The organism is Haloferax denitrificans ATCC 35960 (assembly GCF_000337795.1).
GTDB classification, from domain to species: Archaea; Halobacteriota; Halobacteria; order Halobacteriales; family Haloferacaceae; genus Haloferax; species Haloferax denitrificans.
This window is the reverse complement of sequence record NZ_AOLP01000009.1, coordinates 352,852-372,956: the sequence shown is the minus strand read 5'-3', so window position 1 is coordinate 372,956 and position 20,105 is coordinate 352,852. Positions and strand designations below refer to the sequence as shown.

The window sequence follows — 20,105 nt, the reverse complement described above, 5'->3', positions numbered from 1 at the left end:
CAATAGCTGACGGTCGCAATCGTTCATTATGATTCCGCCCATCGCGAGCAGGTTCGTCGCCGGAGAGTCCGCGGCGGGAGCGCTCGACCACGCCCGACGGATGAACGACGACGGCGTGGCGGTCATCCTCAACCTCCTCGGGGAGCACTACGACGAGCGCGCCCCCGCGGACGAGGACGCGGCGGCGTACGTCCGGCTCGTCGAGGACATCGCCTCGACCGGCATCGACGCCTGCGTGTCGGTCAAGCCCTCGCAAATCGGCCTCGACGCGGGCGACCGCGTGTTCGAGGAGAACTACCGGCGCATCGCTGAGGCGGCCGACGAACACGGGGTCTTCCTGTGGTGCGACATGGAGGACCACGAGACGACCGACGTGACCCTCGACGCCTTCGAGGAGCTCGCCCGCGAGTTCGACGGCGGGATGGGGCTGTGCGTGCAGGCGAACCTCAAGCGCACGCCAGACGACCTCGAACGCCTCGCCGACGTGCCGGGGAAGATTCGCCTCGTCAAGGGTGCGTACGACGAGCCCGCCGCGGTCGCCCACAAGCAGAAATCGGCGGTCAACGAGGCGTACAAGGAGCTTCTGGCGTACCTGTTCCGGGAGTACGACGGCGGCATCGCCGTCGGGAGCCACGACCCCGAGATGATAGCCTACGCCCGGGACCTCGGCGCGGAGTACGACCGCGACTACGAGGTGCAGATGCTCATGGGCGTGCGCGAGGACGCCCAGCGCGAACTCGCCGCCGACGGCGTCGAGGTGTGGCAGTACGCGCCCTACGGCGACAAGTGGTTCTCCTACTTCTACCGACGGGTCCGCGAGCGCAAGGAAAACGCCCTGTTCGCGCTCCGCGCCGTCGTCGGCGTCTGAGCGAGCGCCGGAACGCGGCGCGTGGCTCTCGTCCCCCACTAGAAATCCCCTTATGTCCGCGGGTTCACATACCCGATATCAATGTCCTCGTGGAGACGCGATTTCGCCAGCGGCCTCGTGGTCCTCGTCCCGCTCATCGTCATCATCTACATATTTTCGATATTTTACAATGGCATCACACAGTTACCGTTCGTTTCGACGGTCCTGTTAGAGCCGGGGCAGGAGCCGACCACCGAATCGCAGGTGCTCGGGTTCTTCATTGCGATCATCATCTTTCTCCTTCTCGTCCTCTCGGTGGGCTATCTCATGCGGACCACCGTCGGCCGCGTGCTCGAATCGGGCATCGACGCGGCGATGAACAAGGTCCCGCTCGTCCGAATCGTCTACAACGCTTCTAAGCTCGCGGTCGAAACCGCGCTCACCGGCACCGAAGACCTCCAGAAGCCGGTCCGTCTGGAGACGTGGCCGGGCATCCGCATGACCGCGTTCAAGACGGGGAAGACGACGAAAGACGGGAGGGAGATTATCTTCATGCCGACCGCGCCGAACATCACCACCGGGTTCGTGATGGAGGTCGACCCCGAAGATATCGAAGAAACCGGTGAAAAGGTCGAAGAAGCCCTCACGCGCGTCCTCTCGGCCGGGTTCGCCGAACAGGAAGGCGTCGACGAATTCGACATCGAAGTGACCGAGGAGTCCGGCGACGGGCGGGTCGTCGCCGACGAGTGAGGCTCGCGCCCCGCGCCGGCGGTCGTCGCTCTCGGCTCGCGGAAGGACTGCGACAAAAAGACCGCTCGTGTTCGCGGGCGTCTACGGCTACTGCTCGTCGACGTAGGTGAACCACTCTTCGTGGTCGTCGGTGCGGCGCTCCACGAGGTCGAAGAAGGCGGTCTGGAGTTCCTCCGTGACCGGGCCGCGGGTGCCCTCGCCGATGACGACGTTGTCGACCTTGCGGATGGGGGTCACTTCGGCGGCGCTCCCCGTGAAGAACAGCTCGTCGGCCGTGTTGAGTTCGCCGCGGCTGATAGTCGCGCTGTCGTCGACCTCGTAGCCGCGCTCGCGGGCGAGCGTGATGACGGTGTCGCGGGTGATGCCGTCGAGGATGCTCTGGGAGAGACCGGGGGTGTAGAGCTTCCCGTCGCGGACCATGAAGATGTTCTCGCCGGGGCCCTCGGCGACGTTGCCCTCCTTGTTCAGGACGATAGCCTCGACGTAACCGTTGCGGCGGGCTTCCTCGCCCGCGAGCATGGAGTTCACGTACAGCCCGGTCGTCTTCGCGTTCGTCGGAATCTGGCTGGAGGCGTGCTTGCGCCACGACGAGACCATCACGTCGACGCCGTTTTCGAGCGCGTCCTCGCCGAGGTAGGTGCCCCACGGCCACGCCGCGATGGCGACCTCGGTCGGGTTGTCCTTGGGGCTGACGCCGAGCGAGTCGTAGCCGTAGAAGGCGATGGGGCGGATGTAGCCGCCGTCGAGGTCGTTGCGGCGGATGACCTCCAGCGTCGCCTCGGTGAGTTCCTCGCGCGTGTACGGAATCTCCATGTCGTAGGGCTTCGTGGAGTTGTAGAGCCGTTCGAGGTGTTCCTCCCAGCGGAAGATGGCCGGGCCGCGGTCGGTGTCGTAAGCGCGGACCCCCTCAAAGACGCCCGTTCCGTAGTGGAGACCGTGGGTGAGGACGTGCACCGTCGCGTCCTCCCAGTCCGTATATTCTCCACTCATCCAGATCGTCGAGACATCCATCTCGTCAAATCCCATGTAGTGGCCTTCGGCGGCCCCCCTCTAAAATCATGACGACCCGACTACCGCCGCCCCCGGCGGTTTTGTTCGCGGGCCGCCATGACGAGGTATGAGCCTCGAATCCGTCGCCGTCACGGGCGGGACCGGGAATCTCGGGCCGACCGTCGTCGCCCACCTCCGCGCGAGCGGCTACACCGTCACGAATCTCTCGCGGCACAGCGAGTCGTCGCTCGCGGACCACGACTACCGCGTGAGCGCGCTCGACCCGGGCGACCTCACCGCGGCGCTCAGCGACGTCGACGCCGACGCCATCGTCCACCTCGGAGCCATCTCGACGCCGACGAACGACCCCGGCCACCGCGTCTTCGAGAGCAACGTCCAATCGACCTACGTCGTCCTCGAAGTCGCCGCCGCGCTCGGCATCGACCGCGTGGTCGTCGCCTCCAGCATGAGCGCCATCGGCGGGAGCTTCGAACCCGACCCGGCCCGAATCGACTTCCTCCCGGTGGACGAGACCCACCGCGCGACGCCCTCGAACCCCTACGGCCTCGGGAAGTACGTCGCCGAACAGACCGCCGCGGGGGTCGTCCGCCGCGACGACGCCCCGGAGGCGGTCGCCAGCCTCCGGTTCCCGTGGATGCCGAGCGAAAAGGAGGCGAGACAGACGTTCGCCGAGGCCGACCGCTCGCTGTCGGGACTGCGGGACGCCGGGCACTTCCACACCGCGCGCAACACGCTCTTTGCGTATCTGGGTCGGGAGGACGCGGCGCGGCTCGTCCGCCGGGCGCTCGAAGCGGACTTCGCGGGCCACGAGGTGTTCTGGGCCGCGGCCGCCGACACCTCGACGACCGTCGAGTCGGCGACGCTCGCCAGCGAGGTCTACCCCGGCGCGGAGACCAAAGGGCCGCTTTCGGGCCACGAGGCGCTCGTCTCGACCGAGAAGGCGGAGCGACTGCTGGGCTGGGAGCCGACGTGGTCGTGGCGCGACGGGCGCGCGTGAGAAGATAAATCGGGGCGACCGGCGACCCCTTCGGTCGCTCAGACGAGTTCGTCGATGAGGCCGTCGCCGTCGACGAAGGCGAAACCGTGTCGGTCGGCGTAGTCGCGGGCGGCGTCCTTCGGGAGCGCCGCGCCGGTCTCGTCGTCGAGCATCTCGCAGACGACGACCGCGGGCGGGATGCCCGCCTCGTCGGCCAAGGCGAGGCCGAGTTCAGTGTGGCCCTGCCGGTCCGAAAGCAGGTTCGGCGCGCCGCGGAGCAGGTGGACGTGGCCGGGCGCGCGGAACTCGCCGCCGAAATCGTCGGCGTCGTACTCGCCGGCACGGGTGGCCTCGGCGACGGGCGCGAGTCGGGAGATGGTCACCGCGCGGTCGCGGTCGGTGATGCCGGTGAAGGAGTCGCGGTGGTTCACGGTGAAGGAAAACGACGACCGCGAGTCGTACGCGAGGTCGTGCGACGACGCGGCCGGGTGGTCGAGCACGTCGTCCATAAACGGGAGCCCGAGGGTCTCTGAGACGTCGTTCGGGAGGGCGACGCAGACGAGGCCGCCGGCGTCGTTGCGCATCCGGGCCACGTCGGCGGGGCCGACCGCACCCGCGGGGTAGACGAGGTCAGTCTCGCCCTCGCGGTCGTCGAAGTCGTGGATGAGCACCGGCTCGCCGGCGCGGAAGGCGTCGAGGACGCGCGAGACGGCGTCGAAGTCGCCGGTGGATTCGGCAGTTCGGCTCATTCGTACGCCGCCTCCTCGACGCGGACCGTGACCGCGTCGCCGTCGTCGAGGTCGAGTTCGTCGCGGAGCTTGTCGGGCGCGATTATCTCCAGTTGCGACTCGTCGTGGTGGGTCCGCTCGGGGACGATGATGTGGACCGGCTCGTAGGACTCGTCGCCGACCGCGACGGAGGCGGCGTAGCACGTCGCCGGGCCGAAGGTTCGTTCGTCGTCCTCCCAGCCGTCTATCGGGACCGCGTCGAGGGCGGTCATCCCGGCGCGGGCGCGGACCGCGTCGTCGCCGAGGCGGACGTTCAGCGTGCCGGGGAACGGCTCGTAGCCGAGTCGGTCTTTGAACTGCTTCATGTACCCCGAAAGCGAGATGTAGTGGCGACCCTCGCCCATTCCCCCGGTGACCTCGCCGTCGAGGACGACCACGGAAGGCGTCTCGAAGATGCGCCGGTAGTCGGCGTACTCCTGTCTGAGCGCGGACTCGCCCGCGTCGGTGATGGTTATCCACTGGCCGTCGGCGACGACCTCGCGGTCGACGAAGTCGGCCTCTTCGAGGCGTTGGAGGCGGCGCGAGGCCGTCTGGTTCGACACGTCGAGCCGATTCGCGACGCCGGAACAGGAGAGCTTGACCGGGCCGGAGCGCCCGCCGTCGAGCGCGACGAGCTTGAGCGTGGCCAACTCGTCGTACCCGACCGCCGCGGCGACTGCCGATTCTGACATACCCTCGGCTTCGAACGCGCGCCCCATAAGCGTATCGTAAGTGGAATGCATTCCAGAAATGAGATGGGTGGCGAGAAGTGAGGTGGCGAGGCGGGGGCCCGCAGATACGCGATAGTTCCAATCGCGGACGGGTAAGTCCGTCGGTCAGTCTACCGCGGCGAGAAGGGGTCGTTCCGGGGGAAGCGCGGTCGTACCGCGCGATTCCACGAGCGGGCGTCAGCCGCTGAAATCGACGGGGTGCGGCTCATGGCCGGGGGAGCGGTCCGCGGTCGGGGACGATAGACCGGGACCGAATCGGGGCGCGTCGGGCCGAGTTGGGGCAAAGTGGAACGGGCCGGAAGCGCGTGGGACGGCGAGGGACGGCAGGGGGCGCTGTGGGGGGAGTGACGGCGTGACGCCGTGGGTGCGATTCCGCGCGTCCGAATCCGTCGGGGTCGACGACCGAACGGCGACCTCAGAGAGACGACGCTCGCCGCTCGGTGCTGACCTGTGAGATACCCGCGTTCGCCGAGCAACTGGGACACGCGTAGACGTTGCCGTCCTCGTCGCCGAAGACGCGGACGAAGTTGTTCGACACGAACGCATCGCAGTGGTTGCATTGACTCATGGGTGGGTGGTGAGAGCGGCGGGTCGCCGCCCGTGGTTTGACAGTCGTCCGCGTACGATATACCACTATTACCTAACTGGTAAGGTATCGGTGCGGTTGGCGCTAACACCGCCCCCAGAACCGGGGGAAACGAACGTCCTTCCTGTCGTGGTCCGCGGTCGCTCGGACGGTTCGGAAAGGCCTTTAGCCGCCTATCGAGAATCCGCGTACATGTTCAGACAGTTCCGTGAGGAGGTCGAGACGGCGCTCTCCGCGGCGCTTTCGTCGCTCGACCTGCCCACCGACGACCTCGGGGTCGAGGAGCCGCCGGAGGACGTACCCGCGACGCTCGCCTCCAGCGTCGCCTTCCGACTCGCCGGGGTCGTCGGCGCGCCGCCGCCGAAAATCGCCGTCGACATCGCCGAGGAGCTCTCCGCCGAGGGCTACGACTACCTCGCCGCGGTCGACACCCAGGGCCCGTACGTCAACTTCCACGTCTCGGACGCCTACTACGACGACACCCTCGAATCGGCCGCGACCGACGAGGCGTACGGTCGCCTGCCCGCGACCGGCGACAGCGTCGTCGTCGAGCACACGAGCGCGAACCCGACCGGCCCGGTCCACGTCGGCCGCACCCGCAACCCGGTCATCGGCGACGCCGTCGCCAACCTGCTCGACTTCGCCGGCAACGACGTCGAGCGCCACTACTACGTGAACGACGCCGGCCGCCAGATGGCCGTCTTCACGTGGGCCTACGAGACGTTCGACGAGGACGACCTCGAAGGCGAACCCGCGCGGGAGCGCGTCGAGTACGACCTCGTCCGCTACTACCGCAAGGGCAACGCCTTCCTCGAAGCGGCCGACCCCGAGGAGGTCGAACGGGCCGAAGCCGAAATCACCGAGATTCTCCAGGGCATCGAGGAGGGCGACGAGGAGACGTACGCCCGCGTCGAGACCGTGGTCGACCAGGTGCTCGGCGGCATGCGCGAGTGTCTCGAACGCCTCCCCGCGGAGTTCGACGAGTTCGTCAAGGAGACGCGGTTCATGTTCGACGGGAGCACCCGCGACCTCGCGGAGCGCCTCAAGGAGACCGACCACGCCGTCTACGAGGAAGACGCGTGGCAACTCGAACTCGACGACTACGGCTTCGAGAAGAACCTCGTGTTCCTCCGGTCGGACGACACCTCGCTGTACACGACGCGCGACCTCGCTCACCACGAGTGGAAGTTCGACAACTACGACCGCGCCGTGACCGTCCTCGGCGAGGACCACAAGCTCCAGTCCGGCCAGCTCCGCGCCGCGCTCGACATCCTCGGCAACGACGTGAACAAACTGGAGAACGTCATCTACTCGTGGGTCAACCTCCCCGGCGGCGAGACGATGTCCACCCGCAAGGGGACGGGCGTCATGCTCGACGACCTCCTCGACGAGGCCATCGACCGCGCCCGCGACGAGGTCGAGACCCGCCTCGAAGGCCGCACCCGCGACGACGACCTCGACGAGTCCGACATCGACCGCATCGCCCGGCAGGTCGGCATCGGCGCGGTCCGCTACGACATCGTCTCCAAACAGCCCACGAAGACCATCACCTTCGAGTGGGACCAGGCGCTCAACTTCGAGGCCCAGTCCGCGCCGTACATCCAGTACGTCCACGCGCGCTGTTGCGGCATCGCCGACGAGGCGGCCGCCGCCGGCCTCGACGCGAGCGAGGCCGACCCCGCCGTGCTGACGACCGACGCCGAGCGCGACCTGCTGGCGACCATCGCGCGGTTCCCCGCGGTCGTCGAGACCGCGGCCGACGACCTCGAACCGCACACCGTGGCGACGTTCGCCCGCGAACTCGCCGAGGTGTTCAACACCTTCTACCGCGAGTGCCCCGTGCTCGACGCCGACGAGGAGGTCGGCGCGGCCCGACTCGCGCTCGTCGAGGCCTCGCGGAACGCGGTGGCGAACGCGCTCTCCATCGTGGGCGTGGAAGCGCCCGAGTCGATGTGACCGCGGGCTAAGCGAGTTCTTCGGCGACGGCTTTTTTCGAGCGATTCAGAAGAAAAGCGGGAGCGCCGCGGTCCCGGAGATGAGCGACCCGCCGACCGAGAAGACGACGGCGGCACCACTGCCGAGCGCAAGGACGAGAAACAGCACTATCCACCAGAAGGGAACGGACTCAGATTCTGCCATAGAGGCCATTCCGCAGACGCGAGTAAAAGGCCTTCCCGTTTAGCCGAGGAAGCGTCTGAAAAAGCCCTTTTTCTTCTCGTCGCCGTCGTCGTCGAACGACTCGACCTCCTCGACGAGCGAGGTGGTGTAGACGCCCTCCTCGTCGCCGTCGTCGGCCTCGTCGTCCGCGTCCGCTTCGGCGTCGGTCCCGGACGCGCTCGGCTCGGCCTCGGCGACGAGCGGTTCGGCCGCCTCGGGAGCGTCCGTCTCCGGTTCCGCCGCCTCGGTCGGCTCGTCCGAGTCCGAGCGGGCGGGCGCGTCGTCTCCCGAGTCGGGTTCGGCCGCCCCTTCCGCGAGCGGGTCCGCACCCGTCGAGCCGGCGTCGGCGTCGACATCCGGACCGGGAGTGGCGTCGATATCCGAGACGGGTTCGCTGTCGGCGTCGCCGACCGACTCCTCGTCGGCCGTCGAAGTCCCGCGGGTGACCGCTTCGAGGTCCGCCGCCAGCGGGTCGGTGTCGGGTTCGTCGTCGCCGGCCGGTTCGTCGTCGCCGGCCGGCTCGGGGGCGGCGACCACCGAGTCGTCGCTCGCGTCGGCGGCCAGCGGGTCGTCGCTCGCGTCGGCGGCCAGCGGATCGGCCGGCGCGTCCACCGCATCGCCCGCCGCGTCGTCCTCAGCGGGGTCGGCGGGGTCGGGGTCCGCGACGGAGCCACCGGAGAACGGGACCGACGCGGCGAGGTCGTCGTCGGTCGCGAACTCGTCGTCGGAACCGGAGTCAGCTTCCGGTCGTTCCTCGGATTCGGGGTCCAGTTCGGGTTCCGGTTCCGTTTCGGATTCGGGTTCGGGTTCCGGTTCGACCTCGGCTTCCGCTTCCGGTTCGGATTCAGCTTCCGGTTCGGATTCGGCCTCCGGTTCGGATTCGGCCTCCGGTTCCGCCGTGACCCGGTCTTCGTCCGCGACCGCGGCGGCGACGTCGTCGGGGGCGGCCTCGGGGGCAGACACCTGTTCAGGGGCGGGGTCCGGGGTCCAAAATCCGGGGTCTGCCTCGGGAGTCGGAGTCGACGCCGACTCGCCCGCGGGGTCTGCGGGGTCGGCGTCGGCCTGCACGACCGAGACGTGTTCGTCCGTCTCCGACTCGGCGGCTTCGCCGTCGGCCGCGTCCGCTTCCGACTCGTCCGCCTCGTCCGCCTCGGCTTCCTCGGCCGGGGCGTCCGGAATCGGGACCGGCTGGCCGGTGAGCGCCTCGGCGAGCGCGCGGTAGCCCGCGGCGGCGATGCTGTCGGGCGAGCGGGCGACGACCGGAATCTGCGTGTTGAGCGCCTCGCGGATGGCCGGGTCCTCCGGGACGACGGCGATGACCCCGGCGTCGAGGAGCGAGGCGACCACCTCGGCGTTCGGGTTCGACTGGTCGACCCGCGTGAGGACGACGCCGACGATGTCAGCGCCGATGCGGTCGCCGAGCTGTCGGGTCTTTTCGGTGTCGCCGAGCGCCTCGCGCTCCGTCGTGGAGACCAAGACGACCTCGTCGGCGAGCTTCAGCGGGACGAAGGTGTCGTCGCTCAGCCCCGCGCCGGTGTCGATGATGACGATGTCGTGGGTGGCTTCGAGCGCCGAGATGACGGCGTCGAGTTCCCGCACGTTCGCCGTCGCGAACGCTTCGAGGGCGTTCGAGCCGGGGACCACCGAGAGTCCCGCCGGTCCGTCGTAGACGGCCGCCTCGACCGCCGCCTCGCCTGTCAACACGTCGTGGAGCGTCGCCCCGTCGGGGTCGACGCCGAGCGCGCCGGCGAGATTCGGCATCCCGAGGTCACCGTCGACGACGACGACGTCGTGACCGGCCATCGCGAGCGTCGTCCCGAGGTTGGCCGTGGTCGTCGTCTTTCCAACCCCGCCTTTCGCGCTGGCAACTGCGTACACCCGGGCCATAATTCCAACGTCGAAGTCCACCCGTGACAGCCACATAAATGTTCTCCGACCGCGCCCGTCTCCGCAGTCGTGTCGTACGGCCCCTCGTGCGGCGAGATACCGCGGCGCGTGCCCAGTCAAAGGTTACTTAGCCGCTGGAGGGACTAGGTGGAGTGATGAGTAGCGACGCCGAGGAGGCGAGCGAAGACCGCCGAAAGTACGAATTCAAGAAGGTCATCGAGGACCTGCGAGAGTACGAAGGGTCGGGAACTCAGCTCGTCACCATCTACATCCCCGAAGACAAGCAGATTTCCGACGTGGTCGAACACGTCATCACGGAGCACAGCGAAGCGTCTAACATCAAATCGAAGCAGACGCGAACGAACGTCCAAGACGCCCTGACGAGCATCAAAGACCGGCTCCGGTACTACGGGAACTTCCCGCCGGACAACGGCATCGTGATGTTCTCCGGCGCGGTCGACGCCGGCGGCGGCCAGACGACGATGGTCACCAAGGTGCTCGAAAGCCCGCCGGAGCCGATTCAGTCGTTCCGGTACCACTGCGACTCGAACTTCCTCACCGGGCCGCTCGAGGACATGCTCATGGACAAGGGCCTGTTCGGCCTCATCGTCCTCGACCGCCGCGAGGCCAACGTCGGCTGGCTCAAGGGCAAGCGCGTCGAGCCGGTCAAGAGCGCCTCGTCGCTCGTCCCCGGCAAACAGCGCAAAGGTGGTCAGTCCGCCCAGCGTTTCGCCCGCCTCCGCCTCGAAGCCATCGACAACTTCTATCAGGAGGTCGCCGGCATGGCCAACGACCTGTTCGTCCCCAAGCGACACGAGATGGACGGCATCCTCGTGGGCGGTCCCTCGCCGACGAAAGACGAGTTCCTCGACGGCGACTACCTCCACCACGAACTGCAGGACCTCGTCGTCGGGAAGTTCGACGTGGCCTACACCGACGAGTCCGGCCTCTACGACCTCGTCGACGCCGGGCAGGACGCGCTGGCCGACCAGGAGGTCATCAAGGACAAAAAGCAGATGGAGGAGTTCTTCGAGAAGCTCCACCGCGGCAACGAGTCCACCTACGGGTTCGAGGCGACCCGGAAGAACCTCGTGATGGGGTCGGTCGACCGCCTCCTCATCTCCGAGGACCTCCGAAAGGACATCGCCATCTACGACTGCGACGGCCAAGAGGAGTACGAACTCGTCGACCACCGTCGCGACACGCCCACCCACGAGTGCGAAGGCGGCTCGGAGGCCGAACTGAAAGAACGCGAGGACGTCATCGAGTGGCTCATGGACCTCGCGGACCAGCGCGGCACCGAGACGAAGTTCATCAGCACCGACTTCGAGAAAGGCGAACAGCTCTACGACGCGTTCGGCGGCATCGCCGGCATCCTCCGGTACTCCACCGGCGTCTAAGCGACCTCCTCCTCGGCGTCTTCACGCCACGGTTTCGACGGCACAGAGCGACGGGACTCAGAGGAACGCGTCCAACTGACTCTGCCGACGGGCGACGTCGAAGTGCGGGTCTGTCGCCGCCCGCTGGAGCCGGTCGATGGTGAGATGCACGTCGGTCCCCGACTGCTCGGCGAACTCGACGCAGTCGACGATGCCGGCGCGGTTGAGCGCCAGCGAGTCGAGCATACCGACGAGGAGCGCGACCGCCGCACCCGAGTCACCCTCGGGGAGCGCGTCCGCGAGCGGCCGCGAATCACCCTCCGTCACCGGCTCGTCGGTCGGGTAGAGTCCGAGGCAGTCGGCGCACAGTCCGACGGTCAGCGCCGCCTCGGGGGCGTGGGATTCGAGCGGTTCGGGCACCGCGAAGACGGCGAGTTCGCCGTCGCAGTCGGGACAGGACATGGGAGTCCCTACGCGCCGGTGCGATGAAAAGCGGTCGGAGACCCGACCGAGAGAAAACGGAATCGAGAGAGAAACCGGGCGAGTCCGGTCAGTCAGCCGTCGCCGCTTCCGCTTCAGCGGCCGCCTTCTCCGCGGCGCGTTCTTCCTTTTCTTCTTCTTCCTTCTTCGCCTTGATCTTCTTCAGGCGGAAAATCTCCTCGCGCTCCTGTTCTTCGAGCTTCTGCTCGATGTACTCCTGGTTCTCGTAGAGCTCCGGGAGCAGTTTGAACTCGAGCGCGTTGACGCGGCGCTTCGTCGTCTCGATCTCTTCGAGCATCTTCTTCATCGCCGTCTCGACCTCCGCGGCGAGGATGATGGATTCGAGGAGCTCCTCGTAGGCGTCGGCGGCCTCGTCGATGCGGGCCGAGGAGCCGAGCAGGCCGTAGCCGCGCTGGTCGAGGCTCTTTTTCACGCGCGAGGACTCGATCTGCGGGACGACGACGCCCATGATGTTCTTCGACTGCGTCGTGATTTCGGGGTACTCCTTCAGCGCGGCGGCCGCGCCGCGGACCGCCACGTCGCCCTCCATGGCGCGGGCCATGTTGATTTTGTTCTGCGCGCGCTCGTAGTCCTGATTGAGATTGGCCCGCACGTCCTGGGCCTGGTCGAGGATGTCCATGAACTCCATGATGAGCCCGTCACGCTTCTGTTCGAGCGTGTCGTGGCCCCGCTCGGAGAGTTCGATGCGATCTTCGATCGCCATCAAGTTCTTGCGGGTCGGCTTGACGTCTTCGGCCATCGTTGCCGGGGGTTGTTCGCCTGGGGTGTTAATCTTTTACTGTCTGGCCGGCCGGACCGCCCGAAATCGGTCGGAACGCTCGGTCCGCTGATAGCACCGGGCCGTCGAGCCGCCTCCCGACGGTCGGCGCGGCGCTACCGCGTCCCCTCCTCGAAAAAGCCGGCGACGAGCTTTCGCTGAGCCGCGCGGAGGTGCTGGTGAAACGTCGCCCGCGAGACGTCCATCGCCGCCGCGAGCTCGTCGCCGGTCACGGCGTGGGGCCACTCGAAGAAGCCGCCGAGATGCGCGAGCTGGAGCGCGGTCTGCTGTCTGTCGGTGAGCGCCGCGTTCACGTCGGCGGCGAACCCCCGCCCCGTCCGCGGCGGGGCCGACCGCTCTCTGACCGCCCGGAGTTCGACGCCGGCGGCCGCCGCCGAGAGGTCGTCGAGTAGCGCCCGCCCCGCGCCGCGGTCCGGGACGACCGCGGTGAACCGACAGCCGTCGCGGTCGGCTTCGAGGCCGCGAAGCCGCCCGCCCGCGTCGGCAACGAGGTGCGTCAGCGACCCCGCGTCGAAGACGACCTCGTAGAGCCCGACGCCGTCGCCGCGGGGGAGACGGGTCACGCCGGCCACGCCGGGCGATTCGAACTTATCGTCTGCGAGTCCGTCTGTCGGAGGGTCCGTCGAGACGAACAGGCTGAGCGTCCCGTCGTCGTGAGAAACCGCGCCCTCGTAGTCGAGCGCGCACTCCCCCGCGACGGCGAGTCGGACAAGCGGTTGCGTCTCGTCGCGCACCTCGATTTCGAGTTCGAGCCGCTCGTCGGACAGCAACGACCGCCGGCTCTCGAAGGCGTCGATGGCCGCGCCGACCGCCCGCCCGAGCGTCCCGAACACCACCCGTACTTCGTCGTCGAGTTCCGCGGCGTCGGTGTAGACGGTCAACACGCCGTAGAGCGTGTCGCGGTGGACCAGCGGAACCGCGATGGCCGAGTCGAACGGAACGACCGTCTCGGCGTCGGCACCCTCCTCGCCGACCGCCGCCGACTGGACGGTCCGCGTCTGGGCGGCGCGAGCGGTTGGGTCGTCGGGGTCAGACCGGTCGATTTCGAGGTCGTCGAGGAATCCCGCGTCGGTTCCGGCCCGCTCGTTCGGGACGATGACCGCCGGCGAGAGGTCGCAGTGACCGACCCACGCGCAGTCGAACGAGCCGGCGGCGGTGACCCGGTCGCAGACGGCGGCTTCGAGCTCCCGTCTGCTCTCGGCGCGGACGAGCGCGCTCGTCACGTCAGCCAACAGCCCCTCGATGTGCTCGACGAGCGTCTGGAGGCGCGCGCGCTCCTCGTCGACTCTCGCGGCGTACCGCTCGGCGGCCGCCTCGGCGCGCACGCGCTCCGTGATATCGGTCTGGAAGCCGACGTAGTGGGTCACCTCGCCGTCCGGCCCGCTCAGCGGCGCGACGTCGACCCGGTTCCAGAACGTCTCGCCGTTCGCGCGGTAGTTCAGCAGTTCGACCGACGCCGACTCCTCGGCCTCGATGGCGCGGCGGAGCTCGGCGACGCGCTCGGGGTCGGTGTTCGGTCCCTGAAGATATCGGCAGTTCCGCCCCAGCGCCGCGTCGGCCGAGTAGCCGGTCATCGTCTCGAACGCCTCGTTGACGTAGACGAGCGGTCGGTCGGGCAACGAGCAGTCGGCGACGGTGATACCGACGGGGGCCTCGTCTATCGCCTGTTCCTTCAGGTCCTCCGTTATCTTGCTCGCGGCCGCCGCGCCGCGGCGACGCCACGCGACGGCGCTCTCGACGCGCTCGGGGAGTCGCTCGAAGAGGTTCGAATCGACGACCGGGACCACGTCGGCCGCGCCGGCGTCGCGGGCGGCCGCCGCCGAGAGGTCGCCGTCGGGCGGGACGACGACGACGAGCGGGACCGCGATTGCACCGTGGACCGCCTCGATGTCCGCGAGGTGGTCGGTCGCGAGCACGACGCAGTCGACCCGTTCGGCCTCGGCGCGTCGAACCACGGCCTCGGCGGACCCGGCGACCGACACCGAAAGCGGCGAGAGTGCGTCCACGACTCGCTCCCGGTCGACGGCGGGGCCGACGACCGCGAGGACGCGGGCGGGAGACGAAGTGGCGTCCATGCGGAGTCGTCGTGGCCGAGACGTAAGGAAGTTCTCGCGGGCGACGCGCGGCCGCGCGGCTCGGAGGATTCGGGGCGCGAATAGAAGAGGAGAATCGAACCGAGGGACGAACGCGGCGTTCGCCGCGGTCTAGGCTTCCGCTTCGACCGACTCGGCGTCTTCGCGGTAGTAGTCCTCGATGAGCTCTTCGTCGATGCGGTTGAGCTCGGACTTCGGGAGCATCGACAGGAGGTCCCAGCCGATGTCGAGGGTGTCCTCGATGGACCGGTCCGTGTCGAAGCCCTGATTGACGAACTCGGCTTCGAAGCGCTCGGCGAAGTCGAGGTACTTGTTGTCGCGCTCCGACAGCGCCTCGCGGCCGACGATGTTCACGAGGTCGCGCAGGTCTTCACCCTCCGCGTACGCCGCGTACATCTGGTCGGAGACGTCGGCGTGGTCCTCGCGGGTGAGGCCCTCGCCGATACCGTCGTCCATGAGACGCGACAGCGACGGAAGCGGGTTGATCGGCGGGCGGATGCCCTGCGAGTTGAGGTCGCGGTCGATGTAGATCTGGCCTTCCGTGATGTAGCCGGTCAGGTCAGGAATCGGGTGCGTGTCGTCGTCACCCGGCATCGTGAGGATGGGAATCTGCGTGACAGACCCTTCGCGTCCCTCGATACGACCCGCACGCTCGTAGAGCTGTGCAAGGTCGGTGTACATGTAACCCGGGTAACCACGGCGACCGGGGACCTCTTCGCGAGCCGCGCCGATCTCGCGGAGCGCCTCGCAGTAGTTGGTCATGTCGGTCAGGATGACGAGGACGTGGTAGTCCTTGTCGAACGCGAGGTACTCGGCGGTCGTCAGCGCGAGTCGCGGCGTGACCGTCCGCTCGACTGCGGGGTCGTCCGCGAGGTTCGTGAAGACGACGGAGCGCTCGAGTGCGCCCGTGCGCTCGAAGTCCTCCATGAACTCGTTGGCCTCTTCCTGCGTGATACCCATCGCGCCGAAGACAACTGCGAACTCCGATTCTTCGCCGCTGTCTTCGTCCTCGGGCACCGTCGCCTGACGGGCGATCTGGAGCGCGAGGTTGTTGTGGGGAAGCCCCGACGCGGAGAAGATGGGGAGCTTCTGGCCGCGGACGAGGGTGTTCATGCCGTCGATGGCGGAGACGCCCGTCTGGATGAACTCCTCGGGGTACTCGCGGGAGTAGGGGTTGATTGCCGCGCCGACGATGTCCCGACGCTCGTCGGGGACGATCTCGGGGCCGCCGTCGATTGGCTGGCCGGACCCGTCGAGCACGCGCCCGAGGAGGTCCTCGGTCACGGGCATCTTGAGGGTCTCGCCGAGGAACCTGACGGACGCGTTCCTGTCGATACCGGTCGTGCCTTCGAACACCTGAATCGCGACGAGGCCCTCGGAGGATTCGAGGACCTGTCCGCGCTTGGTCTCGCCTTGGGGCGTCTCGATTTCGACGATTTCGTCGTAACCGATCGGCTCGTCGACCTCGGCGAACACCAGCGGGCCGCTGATTTCGGTGATGGTCTGGTATTCCTTCATGGTCTCAGTACAGCTCGCGGAGCTGCTCGGTGATCTCTGCTTTGAGGTCCTCGATGTACGCCTCCCAGTCTTCCTGCACACCGATGCGGTTCAGCCGGGGAGCCGCCTCGATGGCCTGAATCTCTTCGACGGGGACGCCGGCTTCGAGCGCCTTGAACGCCTCGTCGTTGAACGCGTGGATGGCGGTGAGGATTCCGTACGTCTTCTCGGGGGAGCAGTACGTGTCCGTCGGGTGGAACGCGTTCTGCTGGAGGTACGCCTCGCGGAGGTAGCGAGCGATTTCGAGGGTCAACTGCTGGTCCTCCGGCAGGGCGTCCTTACCGACGAGCTGAACGATTTCCTGCAGTTCGTTCTCCTCGTCGAGCACGTCGACGGCCCACTGGCGCTCTTCGGCCCAGTCGTCCTCGACGTTCTCGACGAACCACGGGTCGAGCTGCTCTTGGTAGAGCGAGTACGACTCGTTCCAGTTAATCGCCGGGAAGTGACGGCGCTCTGCGAGGTCCGCGTCGAGCGCCCAGAACGTCTTGACGATACGCAGGGTGTTCTGCGTGACCGGCTCGGAGAAGTCGCCGCCCGGCGGCGAAACCGCGCCGATGACGGAGACGGAGCCTTCCTCGCCGTTGACGGTCGTGAAGTAGCCGGCGCGCTCGTAGAACTCGGAGAGACGCGCGGCGAGGTACGCGGGGTACCCCTCTTCGCCGGGCATCTCTTCGAGACGCGACGAAATCTCGCGCATGGCCTCGGCCCACCGGGAGGTGGAGTCGGCCATGAGCGCAACGTCGTATCCCATGTCGCGGTAGTACTCCGCGATGGTGATGCCGGTGTAGATACAGGACTCGCGGGCCGCCACGGGCATGTTGGACGTGTTCGCGATGAGGCACGTCCGGGCCATGAGCGGGTTGCCAGTCTTCGGGTCGTCGAGTTCCGGGAAGTCCTCGATGACCTCGGTCATCTCGTTACCGCGCTCGCCACAGCCGACGTAGACGACGATGTCCGCGTCGGCCCACTTGGCGAGCTGGTGTTGCGTGACGGTCTTTCCGGAGCCGAACGGTCCCGGAATCGCGGCCGTACCGCCCTTCGCGATGGGGAACAGCCCGTCGAGGATGCGCTGTCCCGACACGAGCGGTTCGCGCGGGGTCTTCTTCTCGGCGGCGGGGCGAGCCTGACGCACCGGCCACTCCTGGTGCATCGTGATCTCCTCGCCGTTGTCGAGTTCGGCGACCGTCTCGGTGACGGAGAACTCGCCGTCCTCGATGGCGACGACCTCGCCGCCCTCGAAGTCCGGCGGGACCATGACCTTGTGTTCGATGGTCACGGTCTCGGGGACCGTGCCCACGACGTCGCCGGAGGCGACCTCGTCGCCAACGGAGACGGTGGGTTCGAACTCCCACTTCTTTTCGAGGTCGATACCCGGCGCGTCGACACCGCGGTCGAGGAACGCCGAGTTCATCTTCTCCTCCAGCACGTCCAGGGGGCGCTGAACGCCGTCGTAGATGGCGTCCATCATCCCGGGACCGAGGTCGACGGTCAGCGGTTCGCCCGTACTCTCGACGGGTTCGCCGGGGCCGACGCCGGAGGTCTCTTCGTACACCTGAATAGTCGTGATGTCGCCCTCGATTTCGATGACCTCGCCCATCAGCCCTTCGTCGCCGACGTAGACGACGTCGTTCATGCGGGCGTCGAGGCCACGGGCGGTCACGACCGGACCACTCACGCTTGCGATGACACCGTCCTCGCGAACGGAATCTTGTGTTGCCTGACTCATGTTTGGTTATTCGTCCATCAGATCGATACCGATTGCTCTCTTGATCTGGTCACGGAGGCCGCTCGCGCCGCCGGAACCGCCGAGCGTCACGAGCGTCGGCTCGATGCTTCGCTCGACCGACTGCCGCGCGTTGCGCGAGAGGTGGTCGAGGTCGTCTTCGTGCATCACGATGATGCCGACGTCCTCGTCCTCCAGCGTCCGCGTCACGGCCTCGTCGAGTTCGTCGTCCTTCGCTTCGTCCGGGACGTTCTCGAACTTGCGGACGCCCGCAAGCCGGAATCCCGTGGTGAAGTCCGGACTGCCGATAACTGCGATTTCCTGGCTCATAGGATGACCAGCTCCGCTTCTATTGCATCGGGGTCCAGCCCGGCTTCGCGGCCGCGGGCGATGGCCCGGATGTTGTCGACCTCGCGCTCCTTGGCGAGGATGTACGAGACGATTGGCGTGACAGAAAGCGGGAACACGTAACCGAGCGTGTCCGCGTACTCCAAGAGCGCCGCGTCGAGGGCGCGCTCGAAGCCGATGAGGCTGTCGGCCTCTTCGAGGTCCGAAAGGGCCGTCGAGAGGCGGTCGCCGTACCGGCTGTCACGAATCTTCGACACCAGTTCGTCCGGACTGGCCGCCAGCGACGCGAGCTCCGACGCGCGGAACAGCGTGCCGCCCTCGATGAAGTAGTCGACGGGGTCGAGGTCGGCACCGCTTCGGGCGATGCGGAGCGCGTTGCGGGCGTTTCGGAAGTCGATTTCGGCTTCGAGGAACTCGCGGTACTGCTTTGCCTCTTCGCCGACGACCAGGCCGTCGAGCAACTGCTCGTAGAAGGCGCGGTCGACCGCGTTCTCCAGCGGGACGAGGACGCCGACGTCCTCGAACTCCTCGTAGGCGGCCGCGAGGCCGTCTCCGAAGATGGTACCGGAGAGGAGGTCGACGACCTCCTCCATCTCGCCCGCGTCGAGAAGCCGCGAGATGAGTCGGTCGTCGAACTCGCCGGCACGGATGAGGTCGGATTCGACCTCATCCCGTGGCGCGCCGGAGTAGACGCCGCGGATAATCGTCTTCACGTTCCACGCGTCGAACTTGCGAAGGTACCGCGCGATGAGGTCGTAGAGGCGGCCGTCTGCCCAGTCGAGGATATCGTTGAACTGCTTCGCCAGATTCCGGTTCAGCGCGTACTCGATGAGGTCGACGCCGGAAAAACGGCTCCCGAGCGCGTTGACCTCGGTCTCGTACTCCGATTCCTCCATGAACCGAGCGATTTCGGCCGGTCCCATGCGGACCAGTTTGCGGTACTCCTCGTCGCCGAACAGGGCACTACGTCGCGCTCGAACACGAGCGATGACGTATTCGGGATTCGAGCCGCCTGTAGTGCTCATTGGTCGTCGAACAGTCGCGCACTCACTTCCTTCAGGTTGTCCTCCCAGACTGTGTCGAGGACCGAGTCGAAGGTGTTGTTCACCCGGACGCGCGAGTTCGAGCCCTCGACCACGACGCCACCGAGGCAGTCGCGCTCGCCGGCGAACTCGTAGCCGTCGTAGTCTTCGAGGATGCTCGAAAGCAACTCCTCGTCGTCGGCGCGGCCGTGGACGAAGACCTCGTCTTCGTCTTCGAACTCGACCGACGCCGCGTCGAGAAGCGAGCGGGTCAGCTCCTCGCGGCGGTCGCCTTCCAGCTCGGCGAGTTCGTGTTCGACCTGCTCGCGGACGCGCTGGAGCACGTCACGACGGGCGCTGAGTCGAGCCTGCTTGGCTTCGAGCTTCGCGCTGGAGAGCGCCTGTTCGCGCTCCCGTTCGAGCTGTTGCTCGACGTCCGCCTTCCGCGATTCGAGGAGTTCTTCGGCGTCGGCCTCGGCCTCGGCGACGATGTCGTCTGCCTGTTCCTGGCCGTCCTGCCTGATGTCCTCTGCGCGTGCGCGGGCTTCGTCTCGGATGTCCTCAACGACGTTGTCCAAACTCATAATGGGAAAGAGAGGGGGTGCTTAGGCCGCGAAGACAACGACCAGTGCGAGGATAACGAGGGTCTCGGGGAGAACCGTAAGGACCAGCCCGTTGACGAAGAGGTCCTCGTCTTCCGCGATGGCACCCATCGCGGCGGAACCGATGCCACGCTCCGCGTAGCCTGCGGCGAAGGCGGCGATACCGACGGAGAGGGCCGCCGCGGCGTCGGCGGTGATAGCGGGCGAGGAAGCGGCTTCACTCTGCAGTGCAGTCATGAGGGGTTCGATTGCTTCAATCATTGTGTGTTCCTGAGTACCGGATTGTCGTCTCCGAACGTCTGCATGTGGCGTCAGCCGTATCATAAAGGTTCCCAAAACGTCTGGAGCGGTCTGTCTACGACGGCGGAATCGTCGTCATTGCAAAAGCAG

20 protein-coding genes are annotated in these 20,105 nt (G+C 67.2%); 5 read left to right on the top strand and 15 right to left on the bottom strand.

The window, feature by feature from the left end:
* The first annotated feature begins 28 nt into the window (after positions 1–28).
* Positions 29–868, top strand: coding sequence for a proline dehydrogenase family protein (locus C438_RS08965; protein ID WP_004969043.1), 840 nt, complete (start codon positions 29–31; stop codon positions 866–868).
* Positions 869–949: 81 nt separating this feature from the next.
* Positions 950–1,597 (top strand): DUF502 domain-containing protein, encoded by a 648-nt coding sequence (locus C438_RS08960; protein WP_004969042.1) that lies wholly within the window; start codon positions 950–952, stop codon positions 1,595–1,597.
* Between the two features lie 87 nt (positions 1,598–1,684).
* Here the strand turns inward: C438_RS08960 and C438_RS08955 are convergent, their stop codons facing one another.
* Positions 1,685–2,623 (bottom strand): branched-chain amino acid transaminase, encoded by a 939-nt coding sequence (locus tag C438_RS08955; RefSeq protein ID WP_004969041.1) that lies wholly within the window; start codon positions 2,621–2,623, stop codon positions 1,685–1,687.
* Between the two features lie 91 nt (positions 2,624–2,714).
* Here C438_RS08955 and C438_RS08950 point away from each other — a divergent pair, with 91 nt between their 5' ends.
* Positions 2,715–3,605, top strand: a complete 891-nt coding sequence (locus C438_RS08950) for an NAD-dependent epimerase/dehydratase family protein (RefSeq protein ID WP_004969040.1) — start codon at positions 2,715–2,717, stop codon at positions 3,603–3,605.
* Positions 3,606–3,643: 38 nt separating this feature from the next.
* On the opposite strand, the gene ribB is transcribed toward C438_RS08950, so the two are convergent.
* The 3 genes from ribB to C438_RS20085 all read right to left on the bottom strand — a co-directional run bounded on the left by ribB (position 3,644) and on the right by C438_RS20085 (position 5,650).
* Positions 3,644–4,333: a 3,4-dihydroxy-2-butanone-4-phosphate synthase gene (gene ribB, locus C438_RS08945; RefSeq protein WP_004969038.1), complete on the bottom strand. Its 690-nt coding sequence runs from the start codon at positions 4,331–4,333 to the stop codon at positions 3,644–3,646.
* Positions 4,330–5,070, bottom strand: a complete 741-nt coding sequence (locus C438_RS08940; protein ID WP_004969036.1) for a DUF120 domain-containing protein — start codon at positions 5,068–5,070, stop codon at positions 4,330–4,332. Before C438_RS08940 ends, ribB begins: the two co-directional genes overlap by 4 nt.
* Positions 5,071–5,497: 427 nt before the next feature.
* Positions 5,498–5,650 (bottom strand): DUF7563 family protein, encoded by a 153-nt coding sequence (locus tag C438_RS20085; RefSeq protein ID WP_198526076.1) that lies wholly within the window; start codon positions 5,648–5,650, stop codon positions 5,498–5,500.
* Between the two features lie 210 nt (positions 5,651–5,860).
* Between C438_RS20085 and argS the strand changes: the two genes are divergently transcribed.
* The gene (argS, locus tag C438_RS08935; RefSeq protein WP_004969034.1) at positions 5,861–7,624 is read left to right on the top strand and encodes an arginine--tRNA ligase; all 1,764 of its coding nucleotides are present in this window, start codon (positions 5,861–5,863) and stop codon (positions 7,622–7,624) included.
* A gap of 45 nt (positions 7,625–7,669) precedes the next feature.
* Here the strand turns inward: argS and C438_RS19685 are convergent, their stop codons facing one another.
* Both C438_RS19685 and minD read right to left on the bottom strand, forming a co-directional pair.
* On the bottom strand, positions 7,670–7,807 hold the full coding sequence (locus tag C438_RS19685) for a hypothetical protein (RefSeq protein ID WP_004969033.1): 138 nt from the start codon (positions 7,805–7,807) through the stop codon (positions 7,670–7,672).
* Between the two features lie 39 nt (positions 7,808–7,846).
* Positions 7,847–9,712: a cell division ATPase MinD gene (minD, locus tag C438_RS08930; RefSeq protein WP_004969032.1), complete on the bottom strand. Its 1,866-nt coding sequence runs from the start codon at positions 9,710–9,712 to the stop codon at positions 7,847–7,849.
* A 155-nt stretch (positions 9,713–9,867) separates the two neighbouring features.
* Between minD and prf1 the strand changes: the two genes are divergently transcribed.
* Positions 9,868–11,112: a peptide chain release factor aRF-1 gene (gene prf1 / locus C438_RS08925; RefSeq protein ID WP_004969031.1), complete on the top strand. Its 1,245-nt coding sequence runs from the start codon at positions 9,868–9,870 to the stop codon at positions 11,110–11,112.
* Between the two features lie 57 nt (positions 11,113–11,169).
* Here the strand turns inward: prf1 and C438_RS08920 are convergent, their stop codons facing one another.
* The 9 genes from C438_RS08920 to C438_RS08880 form a co-directional block, all read right to left on the bottom strand.
* Complete coding sequence (locus tag C438_RS08920) at positions 11,170–11,553, bottom strand: DUF6276 family protein (protein WP_004969030.1); 384 nt, start codon at positions 11,551–11,553, stop codon at positions 11,170–11,172.
* 88 nt (positions 11,554–11,641) lie between these two features.
* Positions 11,642–12,331 carry a V-type ATP synthase subunit D gene (locus C438_RS08915; RefSeq protein ID WP_004969029.1) on the bottom strand — a complete coding sequence of 230 codons (690 nt, stop codon included), beginning with the start codon at positions 12,329–12,331 and terminating at the stop codon, positions 11,642–11,644.
* A 134-nt stretch (positions 12,332–12,465) separates the two neighbouring features.
* On the bottom strand, positions 12,466–14,445 hold the full coding sequence (locus tag C438_RS08910; protein WP_004969028.1) for a bacterio-opsin activator domain-containing protein: 1,980 nt from the start codon (positions 14,443–14,445) through the stop codon (positions 12,466–12,468).
* 129 nt (positions 14,446–14,574) lie between these two features.
* Complete coding sequence (locus C438_RS08905; RefSeq protein ID WP_004969027.1) at positions 14,575–15,981, bottom strand: ATP synthase subunit B; 1,407 nt, start codon at positions 15,979–15,981, stop codon at positions 14,575–14,577.
* Between the two features lie 4 nt (positions 15,982–15,985).
* On the bottom strand, positions 15,986–17,746 hold the full coding sequence (locus tag C438_RS08900) for an ATP synthase subunit A (protein WP_004969026.1): 1,761 nt from the start codon (positions 17,744–17,746) through the stop codon (positions 15,986–15,988).
* A 6-nt stretch (positions 17,747–17,752) separates the two neighbouring features.
* Positions 17,753–18,073: a V-type ATP synthase subunit F gene (locus C438_RS08895; RefSeq protein ID WP_004044608.1), complete on the bottom strand. Its 321-nt coding sequence runs from the start codon at positions 18,071–18,073 to the stop codon at positions 17,753–17,755.
* Positions 18,070–19,116, bottom strand: a complete 1,047-nt coding sequence (locus C438_RS08890) for a V-type ATP synthase subunit C (RefSeq protein ID WP_004969025.1) — start codon at positions 19,114–19,116, stop codon at positions 18,070–18,072. The genes C438_RS08895 and C438_RS08890 overlap by 4 nt, the downstream gene beginning before the upstream one ends.
* Positions 19,113–19,697, bottom strand: coding sequence for a V-type ATP synthase subunit E (locus C438_RS08885; RefSeq protein ID WP_004969024.1), 585 nt, complete (start codon positions 19,695–19,697; stop codon positions 19,113–19,115). The genes C438_RS08890 and C438_RS08885 overlap by 4 nt, the downstream gene beginning before the upstream one ends.
* A gap of 21 nt (positions 19,698–19,718) precedes the next feature.
* Entirely contained in the window at positions 19,719–19,976 is a 258-nt protein-coding gene (locus tag C438_RS08880) for a F0F1 ATP synthase subunit C (RefSeq protein WP_007275011.1), read from the bottom strand.
* Positions 19,977–20,105 lie beyond the last annotated feature (129 nt).

What these genes read in the sequence shown, in the direction of transcription:
- C438_RS08965 (WP_004969043.1), top strand. Translation starts at nt 29, where the DNA reads ATGATTCCGCCCATCGCGAGCAGGTTCGTCGCCGGAGAGTCCGCGGCG.
- C438_RS08960 (WP_004969042.1), top strand. Translation starts at nt 950, where the DNA reads ATGTCCTCGTGGAGACGCGATTTCGCCAGCGGCCTCGTGGTCCTCGTC.
- C438_RS08955 (WP_004969041.1), bottom strand. Translation starts at nt 2,623, where the DNA reads ATGGGATTTGACGAGATGGATGTCTCGACGATCTGGATGAGTGGAGAA.
- C438_RS08950 (WP_004969040.1), top strand. Translation starts at nt 2,715, where the DNA reads ATGAGCCTCGAATCCGTCGCCGTCACGGGCGGGACCGGGAATCTCGGG.
- ribB (WP_004969038.1), bottom strand. Translation starts at nt 4,333, where the DNA reads ATGAGCCGAACTGCCGAATCCACCGGCGACTTCGACGCCGTCTCGCGC.
- C438_RS08940 (WP_004969036.1), bottom strand. Translation starts at nt 5,070, where the DNA reads ATGGGGCGCGCGTTCGAAGCCGAGGGTATGTCAGAATCGGCAGTCGCC.
- C438_RS20085 (WP_198526076.1), bottom strand. Translation starts at nt 5,650, where the DNA reads ATGAGTCAATGCAACCACTGCGATGCGTTCGTGTCGAACAACTTCGTC.
- argS (WP_004969034.1), top strand. Translation starts at nt 5,861, where the DNA reads ATGTTCAGACAGTTCCGTGAGGAGGTCGAGACGGCGCTCTCCGCGGCG.
- C438_RS19685 (WP_004969033.1), bottom strand. Translation starts at nt 7,807, where the DNA reads ATGGCAGAATCTGAGTCCGTTCCCTTCTGGTGGATAGTGCTGTTTCTC.
- minD (WP_004969032.1), bottom strand. Translation starts at nt 9,712, where the DNA reads ATGGCCCGGGTGTACGCAGTTGCCAGCGCGAAAGGCGGGGTTGGAAAG.
- prf1 (WP_004969031.1), top strand. Translation starts at nt 9,868, where the DNA reads ATGAGTAGCGACGCCGAGGAGGCGAGCGAAGACCGCCGAAAGTACGAA.
- C438_RS08920 (WP_004969030.1), bottom strand. Translation starts at nt 11,553, where the DNA reads ATGTCCTGTCCCGACTGCGACGGCGAACTCGCCGTCTTCGCGGTGCCC.
- C438_RS08915 (WP_004969029.1), bottom strand. Translation starts at nt 12,331, where the DNA reads ATGGCCGAAGACGTCAAGCCGACCCGCAAGAACTTGATGGCGATCGAA.
- C438_RS08910 (WP_004969028.1), bottom strand. Translation starts at nt 14,445, where the DNA reads ATGGACGCCACTTCGTCTCCCGCCCGCGTCCTCGCGGTCGTCGGCCCC.
- C438_RS08905 (WP_004969027.1), bottom strand. Translation starts at nt 15,981, where the DNA reads ATGAAGGAATACCAGACCATCACCGAAATCAGCGGCCCGCTGGTGTTC.
- C438_RS08900 (WP_004969026.1), bottom strand. Translation starts at nt 17,746, where the DNA reads ATGAGTCAGGCAACACAAGATTCCGTTCGCGAGGACGGTGTCATCGCA.
- C438_RS08895 (WP_004044608.1), bottom strand. Translation starts at nt 18,073, where the DNA reads ATGAGCCAGGAAATCGCAGTTATCGGCAGTCCGGACTTCACCACGGGA.
- C438_RS08890 (WP_004969025.1), bottom strand. Translation starts at nt 19,116, where the DNA reads ATGAGCACTACAGGCGGCTCGAATCCCGAATACGTCATCGCTCGTGTT.
- C438_RS08885 (WP_004969024.1), bottom strand. Translation starts at nt 19,697, where the DNA reads ATGAGTTTGGACAACGTCGTTGAGGACATCCGAGACGAAGCCCGCGCA.
- C438_RS08880 (WP_007275011.1), bottom strand. Translation starts at nt 19,976, where the DNA reads ATGATTGAAGCAATCGAACCCCTCATGACTGCACTGCAGAGTGAAGCC.